Below are 14,821 nucleotides of genomic sequence, written 5' to 3' on the forward strand. Positions count from 1 at the left end.
TGCTGGATGTCGCCGCGGAGGAGGACGCGGCGGCGGAGGTGCAGATCCAGGCGCTGGGCCAGCAGCTGAACGCGGCGCTGGCGCGGGCGGCGCAGCAGGAGCGGCTGCGCGCCGAGGCGGAGAAGGCGCGGGCGGATGCCGAGGCGGCTTTGCGCGAGGAGCTGGAGGAGCGGCAGCAGGAGCTGGAGCGCTACCGGTCGGAATTCTTCGGGCAGCTCGTGCAGCTTCTGGAGGGGCGCGAGGGCGTGCGGATCGAGGGCGACCGCTTCGTGTTCTCCTCCGAGGTCTTGTTCGAGGTGGGCGAGGCGGAGCTGTCCGATCCCGGCCGCGACCAGATCGCGCGGGTGGTGTCGATCCTGCGCGACGTGTCGGACCAGATTCCGGAGAATATCGACTGGGTGCTGCGGGTGGACGGGCATACCGACAGCGCGCCGATCCGGGGCGGGCGCTGGGAGGACAACTGGGAGCTCAGCCAGGCGCGGGCGCTGTCGGTGGTGCGGTTCATGATCGACGAGCTAGGCTTCCCGCCCGAGCGGCTGGCGGCGACGGGGTTCGGGCAGTGGCAGCCGATCGCGGAGGGCGACACGCCGGAGGCGCGGGCCCAGAACCGGCGGATCGAGTTGAAGCTGACGGAGAAGTAGGCCGGCGGGCGGGCGCTCGCTGCCCGGTGGGCAGCGTCGCCCCGCCCGCCGTCCCGTGGGGGCGCGGGATGGGCATGCGTTTGCGCGTGGCCGCGAAAGGAAAAGGCCCCGCTGGGGCGGGGCCTTTCGTTAGAGCATCTGTGCCGGGTCAGTCGGCCGTCAGGAGCGGCGGCTTCTTGGACTGCAGCCGCGGCGGCTTGGTCTCTTCGATGCGCAGGTCGATCTCGCCGTCCTTGACACCGACCTTGACCACGCCGCCCTTGGCCAGCTTGCCGAACAGAAGTTCCTCGGCCAGCGGCTTCTTGATGTTCTCCTGGATCACGCGGCCCAGCGGGCGGGCGCCCATCTTGTCGTCGTAGCCCTTCTCGGCCAGCCATTCGGCCGCGGGCTTGGTGAGTTCGATGGTCACGCCGCGATCCATGAGCTGGGCTTCCAGCTGCAGGACGAACTTCTCGACCACCTGCAGGATGACCTCTTTCGGCAGCGCGCCGAAGGAGATGACCGCGTCCAGGCGGTTGCGGAATTCCGGCGTGAACATCCGCTCGATCGCGGCGGTATCCTCGCCCTCGCGCCGGTCGCGGCCGAAGCCGATGGCTTCCTTGGCCTGCTCGGCGGCGCCCGCGTTGGTGGTCATGATCAGCACGACGTTGCGGAAATCCACCGTCCGGCCGTTATGGTCGGTCAGCTTGCCGTGGTCCATCACCTGCAACAGGATGTTGTAGACATCCGGATGCGCCTTCTCGATCTCGTCGAGCAGGAGCACGCAATGCGGGTGCTGGTCGACGCCGTCGGTCAGAAGACCGCCCTGGTCGAAGCCCACGTAGCCCGGGGGCGCGCCGATCAGGCGCGAGACGGCGTGCTTCTCCATGTATTCCGACATGTCGAAGCGCAGAAGCTCGACGCCCAGCGAATCCGCCAGCTGGCGCGCGACCTCGGTCTTGCCGACGCCGGTGGGGCCGGCGAACAGGTAGTTGCCGATCGGCTTTTCCGGCTCGCGCAGGCCGGCGCGGGACAGCTTGATCGCCGAGGACAGCGCCTCGATCGCCGGATCCTGGCCGAAGACCACGCGCTTCAGCGTGCCTTCGAGATCCTTCAGCACCTCGGCATCGTCCTTGGAGACGTTCTTCGGCGGGATGCGGGCGATCTTGGCGACCACGGCCTCGATCTCCTTGGCGCCGATGGTCTTGCGGCGTTTCGAATCCGCGACCAGGTGCTGCGCCGCGCCGGCCTCGTCGATGACGTCGATGGCCTTGTCGGGCAGCTTGCGGTCGTGGATGTAGCGCGCCGAAAGCTCGACCGCCGTCTTGATCGCGTCCGAGGTATACTTGATCTCGTGGTGCTTCTCGAAATAGGGCTTCAGGCCCTTGAGGATCTTCACCGCGTCGTCGACCGTCGGCTCGGTCACGTCGATCTTCTGGAACCGGCGCGACAGCGCGCGGTCCTTCTCGAAGTGCTGGCGGAACTCCTTGTAGGTCGTCGAGCCCATGCAGCGCAGCTTGCCGCCCTGCAGCGCGGGCTTCAGCAGGTTCGAGGCGTCCATCGCGCCGCCCGAGGTGGCGCCGGCACCGATGACGGTGTGAATCTCGTCGATGAACAGGATCGCGTCGGGGTGATCCTCCAGCTCGGCGACGACGGCCTTCAGCCGTTCCTCGAAATCGCCGCGATAGCGGGTGCCCGCGAGCAGCGCGCCCATGTCGAGCGAGTAGATCGTGGCGCCCTTAAGCACGTCGGGCGTGTCGCCCCCGACGATCTTGTGCGCGAGGCCCTCGGCGATGGCGGTCTTGCCGACGCCGGGATCGCCCACCAGGAGCGGGTTGTTCTTGCGCCGGCGGCAGAGCACCTGGATGCAGCGCTCGACCTCCTGGGCGCGGCCGATCAGCGGGTCGACATCGCCCTTCTTCGACTTGGCGTTCAGATCCACGCAGTATTTCGCCAGGGCGCTTTCGCCTTTCTGGTCGTCGTCCTGCGTCTGGGCCTCTTCCTCGACCTCCTGGGCGCCCTGGACGGGGCGCGATTCGCCAAAGGACGGATCCTTCGCCACGCCGTGGGCGATGAAGTTGACCGCGTCGTAGCGGGTCATGTCCTGCTCCTGCAGGAAATAGGCCGCGTTCGATTCGCGCTCGGCGAAGATGGCGACGAGGACGTTGGCGCCGGTGACCTCCGTGCGGCCGGACGACTGCACGTGGATCGCCGCGCGCTGGATCACGCGCTGGAAGGCCGCGGTCGGCACGGCCTCGGACCCGTCGACATCCGTCACAAGGGTCGACAGATCGTCGTCGATGAATTCCACAAGGGTCTTGCGCAGCGCGTCGAGATCGACGCTGCAGGCCTGCATGACCTTGGCGGCGTCGGGTTCGTCGACCAAGGCCAGCAGCAGATGCTCCAGCGTCGCCAGTTCATGGCGGCGGGCATTGGCCAGCGCCAGGGCGGAGTGGATTGCCTGCTCGAGGGTGTTCGAAAATGACGGCACCTGATCGTGCTCCTTCGCTGTGGCGGAGAGGGCCGCGAAGGCCCCGACCCCACCGTGACCTCATACGCTTAAGGTTCGGTTGTCCCTGCTAGCGCTTCAAGGGTTTTCTTCTCACGGCCGGTCACATTTTTTGTTGATCGACCGCTTTCTGGGCAGATGGGCAACGGGTGTTGCCGCTTGGGCATGCGCTGTCCGGCGCCAGTCGCTCGGAGCCGGTGGCTCAGAAGCTGTCCTTGCGTCGGCGGATCTCGGCAAAGACGTCGGCGTCGGAAGCATGCCCCATATTTAGGCCGTCCTTGACCGTCTGCAAGTGGGCTCTGAGGAAGGGGTTCGTCGCCTTTTCCTCGCCGATGGTCGAGGGCACCGTGGGCGCGCCGCGGGCGCGCGTCTCCTCGATCTCGGCGGCGCGGGCCTTGAGGGCGTCGTTGTCGGGTTCGACGGTCAGCGCGAAGCGGGCGTTGTTGGCGGTGTATTCGTGGCCGGAATAGACCCGGGTGTCGTCGGGCAGGGCGAGGAACTTCTGCATGGTCTGCCACATCATCTCGGGCGTGCCCTCGAACACCCGGCCGCAGCCCAGCGCCATCAGGCTGTCGGCAGAGAACACGGCCTTCGCCTCGGGGAAGTGAAAGGCCATGTGGCCCAGCGTGTGGCCGGGGACGTGGAGCGGCACGGTATAGCCGTCGCCCGCGCCGCCGTTCATGCCCTCTTCCAGCGCCATGTCGAGCGGCGGGAGCTTGGCCTCTTCGGCTTTCGGCCCCATCACCTTGCAGCCGTATTTCGCCTTGAGCGCGTCGACGCCGCCGACATGGTCGTGGTGGTGGTGGGTGATCATGATCACGCCGGGGGTCCAGCCGCGCTCGTCCAGCGCGGCGATGATCGGGCCGGCCTCGGGCGCGTCGATGACGCAGACGCCGTCTGGACCTTTGACGAGATACGCATAATTGTCGCTCAGGCAGGGGACGGTGACGATGTCGAGGGGCATGGCGTTTCCTCCGGACGTAGGTCATGCTTTGCCCCGACCCTTGCCGATGATGGACCGGGCCGCAATGCATCTGGACGTTCTGGACCTTCGGAATTTCTACTACCGCACCGGGCTGGGGCGCGCGGCGCAGCGGGCGATCCGCGAGCAGGTGGCGTATCTGTGGCCCGCCGCGAAGAACGAGACGGTGGTGGGGTTCGGCTTTGCCGTGCCGCTGCTCAGGCCGTTCCTGCCGGAGGCCGAGCGGGTGATCGCGCTGATGCCCGGCCAGCAGGGGGTGATGCCCTGGCCCAACGCGCAGCCGAACCTGTCGGTGCTGTGCGAAGAGACGCTGTGGCCGCTGCAGACCGGGCTGGCGGACAAGCTGATCCTGCTGCACGGGCTGGAGACGAGCGAGAACCCGTCGCGGCTCATGGACGAATCCCAGAGGGTGCTGGTGCCGGGGGGCCGGGCGCTGTTCATCGTGCCGAACCGGGCGGGGCTGTGGGCGCGGCGCGACATCACGCCGTTCGGCTTCGGGCGGCCCTATTCGCAGACGCAGCTGGAGACGCAGCTGGAGCGGCACGGCTTCGAGGTGACGCGCCACGCGGCGGCGCTGTTCCAGCCGCCCTCGGACAAGCGGTTCTGGCTGAAGACCGGCGGGTTCTGGGAGCGGACCGGGCGGCGGCTGTCGATGCGGTTCGCCGGCGGAGTGCTGATCGTGGAGGCGACGAAGCGGGTGAAGGCGCCGACCAACGGGCTGAAGGAGCGGGTGCGCAAGCCCCTGCGGGTGCTGGAGGGGCTGACCCAGCCGGAGCCGAAACCGGTGTGAGCGGCGCGGCCGGACGCCGGCCGGGGACCGGGGCGCGCGGCCGGGATCGGCGGGTTTCCGGCTGTTTGCGCAAACATCGCTGCACCGCGGCGACGGATTCGATTGCCCCGGCTTTCACTATTCCTGCAGTTTGTGTTGCGGAAATGCGGCGCATTCGGTCGCACCTTTTTCGGGCCCTTATTTTGAAGGGCCTGATGCCGCCGCGAAACGATCCCAAGAATGTTGCGGGTCGGTAAAGGCTCTGCTAGACCGACGCCGATTTTGGGGGCAGGACCGTCGGTCCTGCTGACAGGGCTGCCTTGGCTCGCGAGACCTCGCGGGGGGGAACCGGGGCCAACAACATCGGAAGGATCGACGTGTCCGAAACAGCTTCGATTTCGACCGGCATCGCGGCGCGATACGCCACGGCCGTCTTTGAACTGGCCAAGGAAGACAACTCCCTTTCCACCCTCGAAAGCGACGTGGACGCGCTGGAGGCCGCGCTGGCCGACAGCGCCGACCTGCGCGACCTGATCCATTCGCCGGTCTACAGCCGCGACGCGCAGGGCCGGGCGATCACCGCGGTCGCCAAGAAGATGGAACTGTCTTCCACGATGACCAACACGCTGGCGCTGATGGCCGGCAAGCGCCGCCTGTTCGTGGTGCCGCAGATGCTGCGCGCCCTGCGCGAGCGCATCGCCGCCGAGAAGGGCGAGGTGACGGCCGACGTCGTCTCGGCCAAGGCGCTGACCAAGACCCAGTCGGAGAAACTGGCCAAGACGCTGGCCGGCTCCGTGGGCAAGGACGTGAAGATCAATGCGACCGTCGACGAAAGCCTCATCGGCGGTCTTGTCGTCAAGGTGGGCTCGAAGATGATCGATACCTCGATCCGGTCGAAGCTTGCGAACCTACAGAATGCAATGAAAGAGGTCGGATAAGATGGCGATCCAAGCTGCGGAAATTTCCGCAATCCTGAAGGACCAGATCAAGAACTTCGGCCAGGAGGCCGAAGTGGCCGAGGTCGGCCGCGTGCTGTCCGTCGGTGACGGGATCGCCCGCGTCTTCGGCCTGGACAACGTGCAGGCCGGCGAGATGGTCGAGTTTCCGGGCGGCATCATGGGGATGGCGCTGAACCTCGAACAGGACAATGTCGGCGTCGTGATCTTCGGCTCGGACCGCGACATCAAGGAAGGCGACACCGTCAAGCGCACCAACGACATCGTGTCGGTCGGCGCGGGCGACGCGCTGCTGGGCCGCGTGGTGGACGCGCTGGGCAACCCGATCGACGGCAAGGGGCCGATCGAGACGAAGGAAACCCGCGTCGCCGACGTGAAGGCCCCGGGCATCATCCCGCGCAAGTCGGTGCACGAGCCGATGGCGACCGGCCTGAAGGCGATCGACGCGATGATCCCGATCGGCCGCGGCCAGCGCGAGCTGATCATCGGCGACCGTCAGACCGGCAAGACCGCCGTGGCGCTCGACACGATCCTGAACCAGAAGACCTATAACGACGCCGCCGGCGACGACGAGTCGAAGAAGCTCTACTGCGTCTATGTCGCCGTGGGCCAGAAGCGCTCGACCGTCGCGCAGCTGGTGAAGCGCCTGGAAGAGACCGGGGCCATCGAATACTCGATCGTTGTGGCCGCCACCGCGTCGGACCCGGCGCCGATGCAGTACCTGGCGCCCTACACCGCCACCGCGATGGCCGAGTTCTACCGCGACAACGGCCGTCACGCGCTGGTGGTCTACGACGACCTGTCGAAACAGGCCGTGGCCTATCGCCAGATGTCGCTGCTGTTGCGCCGCCCGCCGGGGCGCGAAGCCTATCCGGGCGACGTGTTCTACCTGCACTCCCGCCTGCTGGAGCGCTCGGCGAAGCTGAACGAGGACAACGGCGCCGGCTCGCTGACCGCGCTGCCGATCATCGAGACCCAGGGCGGCGACGTGTCGGCCTTCATCCCGACCAACGTGATCTCGATCACCGACGGCCAGATCTTCCTGGAGACCGAGCTGTTCTTCCAGGGCATCCGCCCGGCGGTGAACACCGGCCTGTCGGTGTCGCGGGTGGGCTCGTCGGCGCAGACGAGCGCCATGTCGTCGGTGGCCGGCCCGGTGAAGCTGAGCCTCGCGCAGTACCGCGAGATGGCGGCGTTTGCGCAGTTCGGCTCGGACCTCGACGCCTCGACCCAGCAGCTTCTGAACCGGGGCGCGCGGCTGACCGAGATCATGAAGCAGCCGCAGTATTCGCCGCTGACCAACGCGGAGATCGTCTGTGTCATCTTCGCCGGCACCAACGGCTTTCTCGACAAGCTGCCGCTGGACCGGGTGAAGGCGTTCGAGGACGGGCTGCTGAACCACATGCGGAACAACCGCAAGGACATCCTCGACTGGATCGCGGACGAGGATCCGAAGATCAAGGGCGAGCCGGCGGACAAGCTGAAGGCCGCAATCGAGGAATTCGCCAAAGACTTCGCGTAAGGGGGAAGGCGCATGCCGTCTCTGAAGGACCTGAAGAACCGGATCGACTCCGTCAAGTCGACCCGGAAGATCACCAAGGCCATGCAGATGGTGGCCGCGGCCAAGCTGCGCCGGGCGCAGGATGCCGCGGAAGCCGCGCGTCCCTATGCCGAGCGGTTCAACGCGGTGATGTCGGGGCTGGCGGCCTCGGCCAGGGAAATGGGGCAGGGGCCGAAGCTCCTGCTGGGCACCGGATCGGACCAGGTGCAGCTTCTGGTCGTGATGACGGCCGAGCGGGGGCTGTGCGGCGGCTTCAACTCGTCCATCGTGCGGCTGGTGCGCGGCAAGATCGCCGAGCTGGAAGCAGCCGGGAAGACGGTGAAGATCCTCACCGTCGGCAAGAAGGGCCGCGAACAGCTGAAGCGGGACCACGAGGCCAAGTTCGTCGGGCACGTGGATCTGAGCGAGGTCAAGCGCATCGGCTATGCCGACGCGCAGGGCGTCGCCAAGGACGTGCTGGCCCGCTTCGACGCCGAGGAGTTCGACGTCTGCAAGATCTACTACTCGAAGTTCCATTCGGTGATCAGCCAGGAGCCGACCGAGCTTCAGGTGATCCCGGCGACCTTCGACGAGGACGACGCGCCGCAAAACGCGAGCTTCTACGAGTACGAGCCGAGCGAGGAGGGCATCCTGGCCGAGCTTCTGCCGAAGAGCGTGGCGACGCAGATCTTCGCGGGCCTGCTGGAGAACGGCGCGTCGGAACAGGGCGCGCGGATGACCGCGATGGACAACGCGACGCGCAACGCGGGCGACATGATCGACCGTCTGACGATCCAGTACAACCGCTCGCGCCAGGCCGTGATCACCAACGAGCTGATCGAAATTATCTCTGGGGCGGAGGCGCTGTGATGAATCTGTTCGTCAGTGCAAATGTCAATCTGATCCAAAGCGGTGGTGCAGTTCGTCCGACAAGTACGTCTTCGGTAAGTTTCGACATAGCAAGAGATCGAACCTATGAGAAAACCGATGATCTGGTAGCGGTTTTGCGGAAGTTGGCAGATGCTGTGGAGGCGAAGAAGGGCGAAATTTCCTCTGCCTTTAGCGAACTTGATGAGGGAAAGGGCGACCTCCGTGATAAGCTTCGCGAGCTGGGCATTAGTCCGGACGCATTGGGTCAAAAGGGTGACAATGCGGCGAAGTTGATCGGGTATGCTTTGGCTCTCGTGGCAATGCCAAATGACCCGCTGAGGTAAAATGGCTGACGAAGAACATCCGATTGAGGACATGACGGTCCCGTTGCTGCGCCAAATTCAGGGTCAGCTTGCCCGGATCGAGAGTGACTTGTCCGATGTTAAGGAACGTCTTACTGCGATTGAGCTCCTGAATGCCAATACAAATCAGCGGCTTGATCGTTTCGAAACCCGACTAATGAGAATAGAACGGCGGCTTGAAATCCTCGACGAATGAGCATCTTGGGCCGCATTGGGAACTGGAGATAACCAAATGGCAAACGCGAAAGGCAAAGTGACCCAGGTCATCGGCGCCGTCGTCGACGTGCAGTTCGACGATCACCTGCCCGAAATCCTGAACGCGCTGGAAACCGACAACCACGGCAACCGGCTGGTTCTGGAGGTCGCGCAGCATCTGGGCGAGAACACGGTCCGCTGCATCGCGATGGACGCGACCGAGGGGCTGGTGCGCGGCCAGGAGGTGACCGACATGGACGGGCCGATCACCGTTCCGGTCGGCAACGCCACGCTGGGCCGTATCCTGAACGTCATCGGCGCGCCGGTGGACGAGGGCGCCGAGGTCAAGGCCGAGGAGCGCCGCCCGATCCACCAGCCCGCCCCGCAATTCGAGGAGCAGGCGACCGAGTCGGAGATCCTGGTCACCGGCATCAAGGTGGTGGACCTGCTGGCGCCCTATTCCAAGGGCGGCAAGATCGGCCTGTTCGGCGGCGCCGGGGTGGGCAAGACCGTGCTCATCATGGAGCTGATCAACAACATCGCCAAGGTGCACTCGGGCTTCTCGGTCTTCGCCGGCGTCGGCGAACGGACCCGCGAGGGCAACGACCTGTATCACGAGATGATCGAGTCGGGCGTCATCAAGCCGGACAACCTGCCCGAAAGCCAGGTGGCCCTGGTCTACGGCCAGATGAACGAGCCGCCGGGGGCGCGCGCCCGCGTCGCGCTGACCGGCCTGACGCTGGCCGAGCAGTTCCGCGACCAGTCCGGCACCGACGTTCTGTTCTTCGTCGACAACATCTTCCGCTTCACGCAGGCGGGCTCCGAGGTGTCGGCGCTGCTGGGCCGGATTCCCTCGGCGGTGGGCTATCAGCCGACGCTGGCCACCGACATGGGCCAGATGCAGGAGCGGATTACCTCCACGAAGGCGGGCTCGATCACCTCGATCCAGGCCGTCTACGTGCCCGCGGACGACCTGACCGACCCGGCGCCGGCCACGACCTTCGCCCACCTCGATGCCACCACGGTGCTGAGCCGGGCGATCTCGGAGCTGGGCATCTACCCGGCGGTGGACCCGCTCGACTCCAACTCGCGGATCCTCGACCCGGCGGTCGTGGGCGAGGAGCACTACCAGGTGGCGCGCGACGTGCAGGGGATCCTGCAGCGCTACAAGTCGCTGCAGGACATCATCGCCATTCTCGGGATGGACGAGCTGTCGGAAGAGGACAAGCTGACCGTGGCCCGCGCCCGGAAAATCCAGCGCTTCCTGTCGCAGCCGTTCGATGTGGCCAAGGTGTTCACCGGCTCGGACGGCATCCAGGTGCCGCTGGAGGACACGATCAAGTCGTTCAAGGCGGTGGTCGCCGGCGAATACGACCACCTGCCCGAGGGCGCCTTCTACATGGTCGGCGGCATCGACGACGTGGTCGCCAAGGCCGAGCGCATGGCCGCGGACGCGGCGTAAGGTAGGGCGAGATGGCCGATACGATGCAATTCGACCTTGTCTCGCCGGAGCGGATGCTGGCCTCTTACGAGGCCAGCGCCATCCGCATCCCGGCGATGGAAGGCGACATGACGGCGATGCCCGGCCACATGCCGGTCATCACCACGCTGCGGCCCGGCGTGCTGCATGTCGAGGGCGCCGAAGGCACGCAGGAATTCGTCGTGTCGGGCGGCTTCGCCGAGGTCAACGCCGCCTCGACCTCGGTCCTGGCCGAGCGGGCGATCCCGCGCAGCGAGGTGACGCAGGACTTCATCGAGGAACTGCGCCGCGAGGCGGAGAAGGCGCATGAAGCGGCCGAACCGCACGAGAAGGACGCCACGGCGAAGGCGCTGTCCGACCTGGCGCATCTGGCCGAGGACATGGTCTGAGGCGACTGCGCGCCGCGCGGCAGGAATAGTGAACGGTCCCGGTGGTTTACCGCCGGGGCTTTTTCATGTCCTGTCCGTATTTCCGCCTTAAACAGCGCCTAGCCAGTCCCTGGGGAGTGGACAATGAAACGGCTTCGCAATCACCATATCGGCGTCGATCAGGGCAGCGTCCTGATGTTCTCGGATTTCGAGAACGGCGGGCGCATGTGGTCCGGCGACGGCGCGCGCCAGCGGCGCAAGAAGGTGAAGTTCGCCGAAAGCTACCGTGCGCCGCCGGCGGTCCACGTGTCGATCGCCATGTGGGACACGGACGGCAACACCAACCAGCGCGCGGACATCGCGGCCGAGAAGATCACCGAGACCGGGTTCGAGCTAGTGTTCCGGACCTGGGGCGACAGCCGGGTGGCGCGGGTCCGGGCGGACTGGATGGCGGTGGGCGAGCTGCGGCACGCGGACGATTGGGAGTTGTATTGAGGGGCGCGATGACCCGGCGCGATGGGTGAACCCGCCCGTTGGGCGGAACCACCCATCCTACGGCGAATGGGTGCCGCGCGGGACGCGCCGTTCGGCGGGCCGTCCGGACCAACGCACCGCAAACGGCTTGCCAAGCGCGTCGTGGCGGGGAAGAAGACGCCATGGCGCGCCCGACCGGACCCTATCTGTTCATCCTCGCGACCCTGATGATCGACGCCATCGGGATCGGCATCGTGTTTCCGATCATGCCCGACCTGATGGAGCGCGTCGGCGCGCATGACAGCGCCGAGGGCTCGGTCTGGGCCGGCGTGCTGATGGCGGCCTATGCCGGGGCGCAGTTCGTCTTCGGCCCCATCGTCGGCTCGATCTCGGACGCCTGGGGCCGCAAGCCGGTGTTGCTGGCGGCGCTGGTGTTCCTGGCGCTGGATTACGTGCTGATGGCGCTGGCGGGGACGTTCTGGCTGTTGCTCCTGGGCCGGACGCTGGCGGGGCTGGCGGGCGCCACCTACATCACCGCGACGGCCTATATCTCGGACATCACGCCGCGGGAGCAGCGCGCGGCGCGGTTCGGGATGATCGGGGCGGCGTTCGGCATCGGCTTCGTGCTGGGGCCGGCGCTGGGCGGGATCGTCGCGGCGTGGCACGTGACGGCGCCGTTCTGGCTGGCCGCGGCGATGGCGGCGGTGAACGTGGCCTTCGGCCTGTTCGTGCTGCCCGAGTCGCTGAAGCCCGAGCATCGGCGGCCGTTCGGCGCGCGCGACCTGAACCCCTTCGCCAGCTTTCTGCGCGCCTGGGCGATGCCGGGTATGGCGATCCCGCTGGTCTGCATCGGGCTGTTCGAGTTCGCGAACATGGTCTACCCGACGCTCTGGGCCTTCTGGGGGCGCGAGACCTTCGGCTGGTCGGCGCTGGTGATCGGCCTGTCGCTGTCGGCCTACGGAGTGCTGGTGGCGCTGGTGCAGGCGGTGGCGATGCCGGTGGCTGTGGAACGGCTGCGCGAGCGGCGGCTGGTGCTATGGGGCCTGGCGGTGGCGGTGGTGTCGCTGGTGGGCTTCGGCTTTACCACGGCGGTCTGGGCCGTGGTGCTGTTCCTGCCGCTGGCCTCGCTGTCGGACCTGGTGCCGCCGACGCTGACCGCGCTGGCCGCGAACGCCGCCGACGAGGACCGGCAGGGCATGGTGCAGGGGGTCATCGCCTCGCTCAGCTCGCTGGCCGCGGTGGCGGGGCCGCTGGTCTTCACGCCGGTCTTCTCCGTCTTCGTGGCGCCGGACGCGGCGGTGCGGATGCCCGGCGCGCCGTTCCTCTTGTCGGCGGTGCTGGTGGCCGCGATCCTGCCGCTGGCGTGGCGGCTGGCGCGCGCGGCGCCTCAGAGCGTGGCGTAGGTGCCTTCGTAGATCGGATGCAGCGTCTCGGTCTCGAAGAGCGACGAGACCGAGGTGCCGTTCCAGATGTTCAGGATCGCCTGCGCGAAGATCGGCGCGGTGGGCACGATGCGGATGTTCTGGGCGTTGCGGACGGATTCGGTCGCCTCGATCGTGTCGGTGATCACCAGCGACTTCATCGAGGAATTGGTCACCCGCTCGACCGCGGGGCCGGACAGGACGCCGTGGGTGATATAGGAATGCACCTCGGTCGCGCCTTCGCGGATCAGCAGGTCGGCGGCCTTGCAGAGCGTGCCGGCGGTGTCGCAGATGTCGTCGACGATGATGCAGGTCTTGCCCTCGACATTGCCGATCACCGTCATCTCGGCCACTTCGCCGGGCTTCTCGCGGCGCTTGTCGACGATGGCCAGCGCGCAGCCGATCCGCTTGGCCAGCTCGCGCGCGCGGGCCACGCCGCCCACGTCGGGCGAGACGACGACCACGTCCTGCAGCTTGCCCTGGAACTGGTGCTCGATGTCCAGCGCGAAGATCGGCGAGGCATAGAGGTTGTCGACGGGGATGTCGAAGAAACCCTGGATCTGCGCGGCGTGCAGATCCATGGTCAGCACCCGCTCGATCCCGGCGCCGACGATCATGTTGGCCACCAGCTTGGCCGAGATCGGCGTGCGCGCCTTGGTGCGGCGGTCCTGGCGGGCATAGCCGAAATAGGGGATCACCGCGGTGATGCGCCGCGCCGAGGACCGGCGCAGCGCGTCGGCCATGATCAGCAGTTCCATCAGGTTGTCGTTGGCGGGGTTCGAGGTCGACTGCAGGATGAACATGTCCTCGCCGCGGACGTTCTCGAACACCTCGACGAAGATCTCGCCGTCGTTGAAGCGCTCGACCCTGGCGTCGACGAGTCCGACATTGACCCCCCGGTGCATCGACATCCGTCGCGAGACGGCGGCGGCGAGGGACTTGTTGGCGTTGCCGGACATGAGTTTGGGTTCGTGAAGAGCGGGCATGGCAGGCGGATCTCTGGCTGATGCGGCGGAGTGACGGATTCGTGACGAGGGATTACCACCCTGATAGGGTCTTGCAAACACGATGGACAGGCGGAGGGACCGGATGCCCCAGATCGACTACTTCTTTTCGACGACCTCGCCCTTCGCCTATCTGGCCGGGACGCGGCTGGAGGCGGTGGCGGCGAAACACGGCGCGGCGGTGACCTACAAGCCGTTCGACCTGCGCGCGGCCTTCCCGCGAACCGGGGGCACGCCGCCGGACCAGCGGTTCGAGGGGCGGCAGGTCTACCGACTGCAGGAGATGCAGCGGCAGGCGAAGAAGGCCGGGCTGCCGATCAACCTGAAGCCGGCGCACTGGCCGACCAACGGGGCGCCGTCCTCCTATGCGATCATCGCGGCGCAGGCGGCGGGCGGCGGCGATCTGGGGGCGCTGACGCACGGGCTGCTCCGGGCCTGCTGGGCCGAGGAGACGGACATCGCGGAGGACGGCGTGATCCGCGCCTGCCTGGAGGCGGCGGGGTTCGACCCTGGGCTGGCCGATAGCGGGCTGCTGGCCGGGGCGGAGGCCTATGCGCAGAACCTGGAGGAGGCCGTGACCCGAGGGGTCTTCGGCTCTCCGTTCTACATCACCGAGACGGACGAGCGGTTCTGGGGGCAGGACAGGATCGACGACCTGGACCTGCACCTGTCGGGGGAGCTGTAGGGCTTCGGGCCCCGGTCGGGGATCCTGGATTCCGACGGTCATGACAGGCTGCACGCGGTCGCGTGCGGTCTTTGCGGGCTGCAGTCGGGTGGTGTCCGCAGTATTGACAATATATTTGTCATTATGACATCTACATTGTCATGAGCAAGGCAAAGCAGCTTCACGGGTTTCTCTGGCTGACCCGTCCGCTGATGCAGCGGGTGGAGGACATGGTGCGGCGGGGACTGGAGGGGACCGGGCTGACCGTGCGGATGCGCGCGGTGCTGGAAATCCTCGACGCCCGCGGCGCGCTGTCGGTGCCCGATATCGCGCGGGCGCTGGAAGTGAAGCGGCAATATGTACAGCTCATGGTCAACGACGTGATCGAGGCGGGGCTGGCCGAGAAACGGGACAATCCCCGGCACCGCGCGTCGCCGCTCATCGCGCTGACGGAGGCGGGGGCGGCGCTGATCTCGGAGGTGCTGGCGGCCGAGAGGACGCGGGCCGGCGACCTGGCCGACGATTTCACTGAGGAAGAGCTGGAAACCGCGCTGCGGGTGGCCGAGCGGCTGACCGGCGCGCTCTCGGACGGCGACCGGACCTGACG

Annotated in this window: 16 protein-coding genes; 13 read left to right on the forward strand and 3 right to left on the reverse strand. The window is 66.9% G+C overall.

Annotated elements, in window-relative coordinates:
- Positions 1-641, forward strand: a 641-nt coding sequence (locus P1J78_RS12145) for an OmpA family protein (protein WP_275567630.1), incomplete at its 5' end; no start/stop codon positions are given.
- A gap of 148 nt (positions 642-789) precedes the next feature.
- Here the strand turns inward: P1J78_RS12145 and clpA are convergent.
- On the reverse strand, positions 790-3,111 hold the full coding sequence (gene clpA / locus P1J78_RS12150) for an ATP-dependent Clp protease ATP-binding subunit ClpA (RefSeq protein WP_275567631.1): 2,322 nt from the start codon (positions 3,109-3,111) through the stop codon (positions 790-792).
- A gap of 220 nt (positions 3,112-3,331) precedes the next feature.
- Positions 3,332-4,093, reverse strand: coding sequence for a hydroxyacylglutathione hydrolase (gloB, locus tag P1J78_RS12155; RefSeq protein WP_275567632.1), 762 nt, complete (start codon positions 4,091-4,093; stop codon positions 3,332-3,334).
- Positions 4,094-4,157: 64 nt separating this feature from the next.
- Here gloB and P1J78_RS12160 point away from each other — a divergent pair, with 64 nt between their 5' ends.
- The 10 genes from P1J78_RS12160 (at position 4,158) to P1J78_RS12205 (ending at position 12,528) form a co-directional block, all read left to right on the forward strand.
- Positions 4,158-4,901, forward strand: a complete 744-nt coding sequence (locus P1J78_RS12160; RefSeq protein ID WP_275567633.1) for a methyltransferase domain-containing protein — start codon at positions 4,158-4,160, stop codon at positions 4,899-4,901.
- A gap of 356 nt (positions 4,902-5,257) precedes the next feature.
- Complete coding sequence (locus P1J78_RS12165; RefSeq protein ID WP_275567634.1) at positions 5,258-5,818, forward strand: F0F1 ATP synthase subunit delta; 561 nt, start codon at positions 5,258-5,260, stop codon at positions 5,816-5,818.
- Between the two features lies 1 nt (position 5,819).
- On the forward strand, positions 5,820-7,358 hold the full coding sequence (gene atpA / locus P1J78_RS12170; protein WP_275567635.1) for a F0F1 ATP synthase subunit alpha: 1,539 nt from the start codon (positions 5,820-5,822) through the stop codon (positions 7,356-7,358).
- A 12-nt stretch (positions 7,359-7,370) separates the two neighbouring features.
- Positions 7,371-8,246: a F0F1 ATP synthase subunit gamma gene (locus P1J78_RS12175; RefSeq protein ID WP_275567636.1), complete on the forward strand. Its 876-nt coding sequence runs from the start codon at positions 7,371-7,373 to the stop codon at positions 8,244-8,246.
- A complete protein-coding gene (locus P1J78_RS12180; protein WP_275567637.1) occupies positions 8,246-8,590 on the forward strand; it encodes a hypothetical protein in 345 nt (114 codons plus the stop codon). The genes P1J78_RS12175 and P1J78_RS12180 overlap by 1 nt, the downstream gene beginning before the upstream one ends.
- Position 8,591: 1 nt before the next feature.
- Positions 8,592-8,804 carry a hypothetical protein gene (locus P1J78_RS12185; RefSeq protein WP_275567638.1) on the forward strand — a complete coding sequence of 71 codons (213 nt, stop codon included), beginning with the start codon at positions 8,592-8,594 and terminating at the stop codon, positions 8,802-8,804.
- Between the two features lie 36 nt (positions 8,805-8,840).
- Positions 8,841-10,265 carry a F0F1 ATP synthase subunit beta gene (gene atpD, locus P1J78_RS12190; RefSeq protein WP_275567639.1) on the forward strand — a complete coding sequence of 475 codons (1,425 nt, stop codon included), beginning with the start codon at positions 8,841-8,843 and terminating at the stop codon, positions 10,263-10,265.
- Between the two features lie 11 nt (positions 10,266-10,276).
- Positions 10,277-10,672 (forward strand): F0F1 ATP synthase subunit epsilon, encoded by a 396-nt coding sequence (locus P1J78_RS12195; RefSeq protein ID WP_275567640.1) that lies wholly within the window; start codon positions 10,277-10,279, stop codon positions 10,670-10,672.
- Between the two features lie 123 nt (positions 10,673-10,795).
- Complete coding sequence (locus tag P1J78_RS12200) at positions 10,796-11,146, forward strand: H-type lectin domain-containing protein (protein WP_275567641.1); 351 nt, start codon at positions 10,796-10,798, stop codon at positions 11,144-11,146.
- A gap of 161 nt (positions 11,147-11,307) precedes the next feature.
- Positions 11,308-12,528, forward strand: coding sequence for an MFS transporter (locus P1J78_RS12205; RefSeq protein ID WP_275567642.1), 1,221 nt, complete (start codon positions 11,308-11,310; stop codon positions 12,526-12,528).
- On the opposite strand, the gene P1J78_RS12210 is transcribed toward P1J78_RS12205, so the two are convergent.
- The gene (locus P1J78_RS12210) at positions 12,513-13,532 is read right to left on the reverse strand and encodes a ribose-phosphate pyrophosphokinase (protein ID WP_275567643.1); all 1,020 of its coding nucleotides are present in this window, start codon (positions 13,530-13,532) and stop codon (positions 12,513-12,515) included. The genes P1J78_RS12205 and P1J78_RS12210 overlap by 16 nt on opposite strands.
- Positions 13,533-13,635: 103 nt before the next feature.
- Here P1J78_RS12210 and P1J78_RS12215 point away from each other — a divergent pair, with 103 nt between their 5' ends.
- Positions 13,636-14,235 carry a 2-hydroxychromene-2-carboxylate isomerase gene (locus P1J78_RS12215; RefSeq protein WP_275567694.1) on the forward strand — a complete coding sequence of 200 codons (600 nt, stop codon included), beginning with the start codon at positions 13,636-13,638 and terminating at the stop codon, positions 14,233-14,235.
- Between the two features lie 140 nt (positions 14,236-14,375).
- A complete protein-coding gene (locus tag P1J78_RS12220; protein WP_275567644.1) occupies positions 14,376-14,819 on the forward strand; it encodes a MarR family winged helix-turn-helix transcriptional regulator in 444 nt (147 codons plus the stop codon).
- Positions 14,820-14,821: the final 2 nt, after the last annotated feature.

Origin of the sequence: Psychromarinibacter sediminicola (assembly GCF_029168335.1) — a bacterium.
Classification (GTDB): domain Bacteria; phylum Pseudomonadota; class Alphaproteobacteria; order Rhodobacterales; family Rhodobacteraceae; genus Psychromarinibacter; species Psychromarinibacter sediminicola.

What these genes read in the sequence shown, in the direction of transcription:
- P1J78_RS12215 (WP_275567694.1), top strand. Translation starts at nt 13,636, where the DNA reads ATGCCCCAGATCGACTACTTCTTTTCGACGACCTCGCCCTTCGCCTAT.
- P1J78_RS12185 (WP_275567638.1), top strand. Translation starts at nt 8,592, where the DNA reads ATGGCTGACGAAGAACATCCGATTGAGGACATGACGGTCCCGTTGCTG.
- P1J78_RS12195 (WP_275567640.1), top strand. Translation starts at nt 10,277, where the DNA reads ATGGCCGATACGATGCAATTCGACCTTGTCTCGCCGGAGCGGATGCTG.
- P1J78_RS12205 (WP_275567642.1), top strand. Translation starts at nt 11,308, where the DNA reads ATGGCGCGCCCGACCGGACCCTATCTGTTCATCCTCGCGACCCTGATG.
- P1J78_RS12175 (WP_275567636.1), top strand. Translation starts at nt 7,371, where the DNA reads ATGCCGTCTCTGAAGGACCTGAAGAACCGGATCGACTCCGTCAAGTCG.
- gloB (WP_275567632.1), bottom strand. Translation starts at nt 4,093, where the DNA reads ATGCCCCTCGACATCGTCACCGTCCCCTGCCTGAGCGACAATTATGCG.
- P1J78_RS12210 (WP_275567643.1), bottom strand. Translation starts at nt 13,532, where the DNA reads ATGCCCGCTCTTCACGAACCCAAACTCATGTCCGGCAACGCCAACAAG.
- P1J78_RS12200 (WP_275567641.1), top strand. Translation starts at nt 10,796, where the DNA reads ATGAAACGGCTTCGCAATCACCATATCGGCGTCGATCAGGGCAGCGTC.
- atpD (WP_275567639.1), top strand. Translation starts at nt 8,841, where the DNA reads ATGGCAAACGCGAAAGGCAAAGTGACCCAGGTCATCGGCGCCGTCGTC.
- P1J78_RS12220 (WP_275567644.1), top strand. Translation starts at nt 14,376, where the DNA reads ATGAGCAAGGCAAAGCAGCTTCACGGGTTTCTCTGGCTGACCCGTCCG.
- P1J78_RS12180 (WP_275567637.1), top strand. Translation starts at nt 8,246, where the DNA reads ATGAATCTGTTCGTCAGTGCAAATGTCAATCTGATCCAAAGCGGTGGT.
- atpA (WP_275567635.1), top strand. Translation starts at nt 5,820, where the DNA reads ATGGCGATCCAAGCTGCGGAAATTTCCGCAATCCTGAAGGACCAGATC.
- P1J78_RS12160 (WP_275567633.1), top strand. Translation starts at nt 4,158, where the DNA reads ATGCATCTGGACGTTCTGGACCTTCGGAATTTCTACTACCGCACCGGG.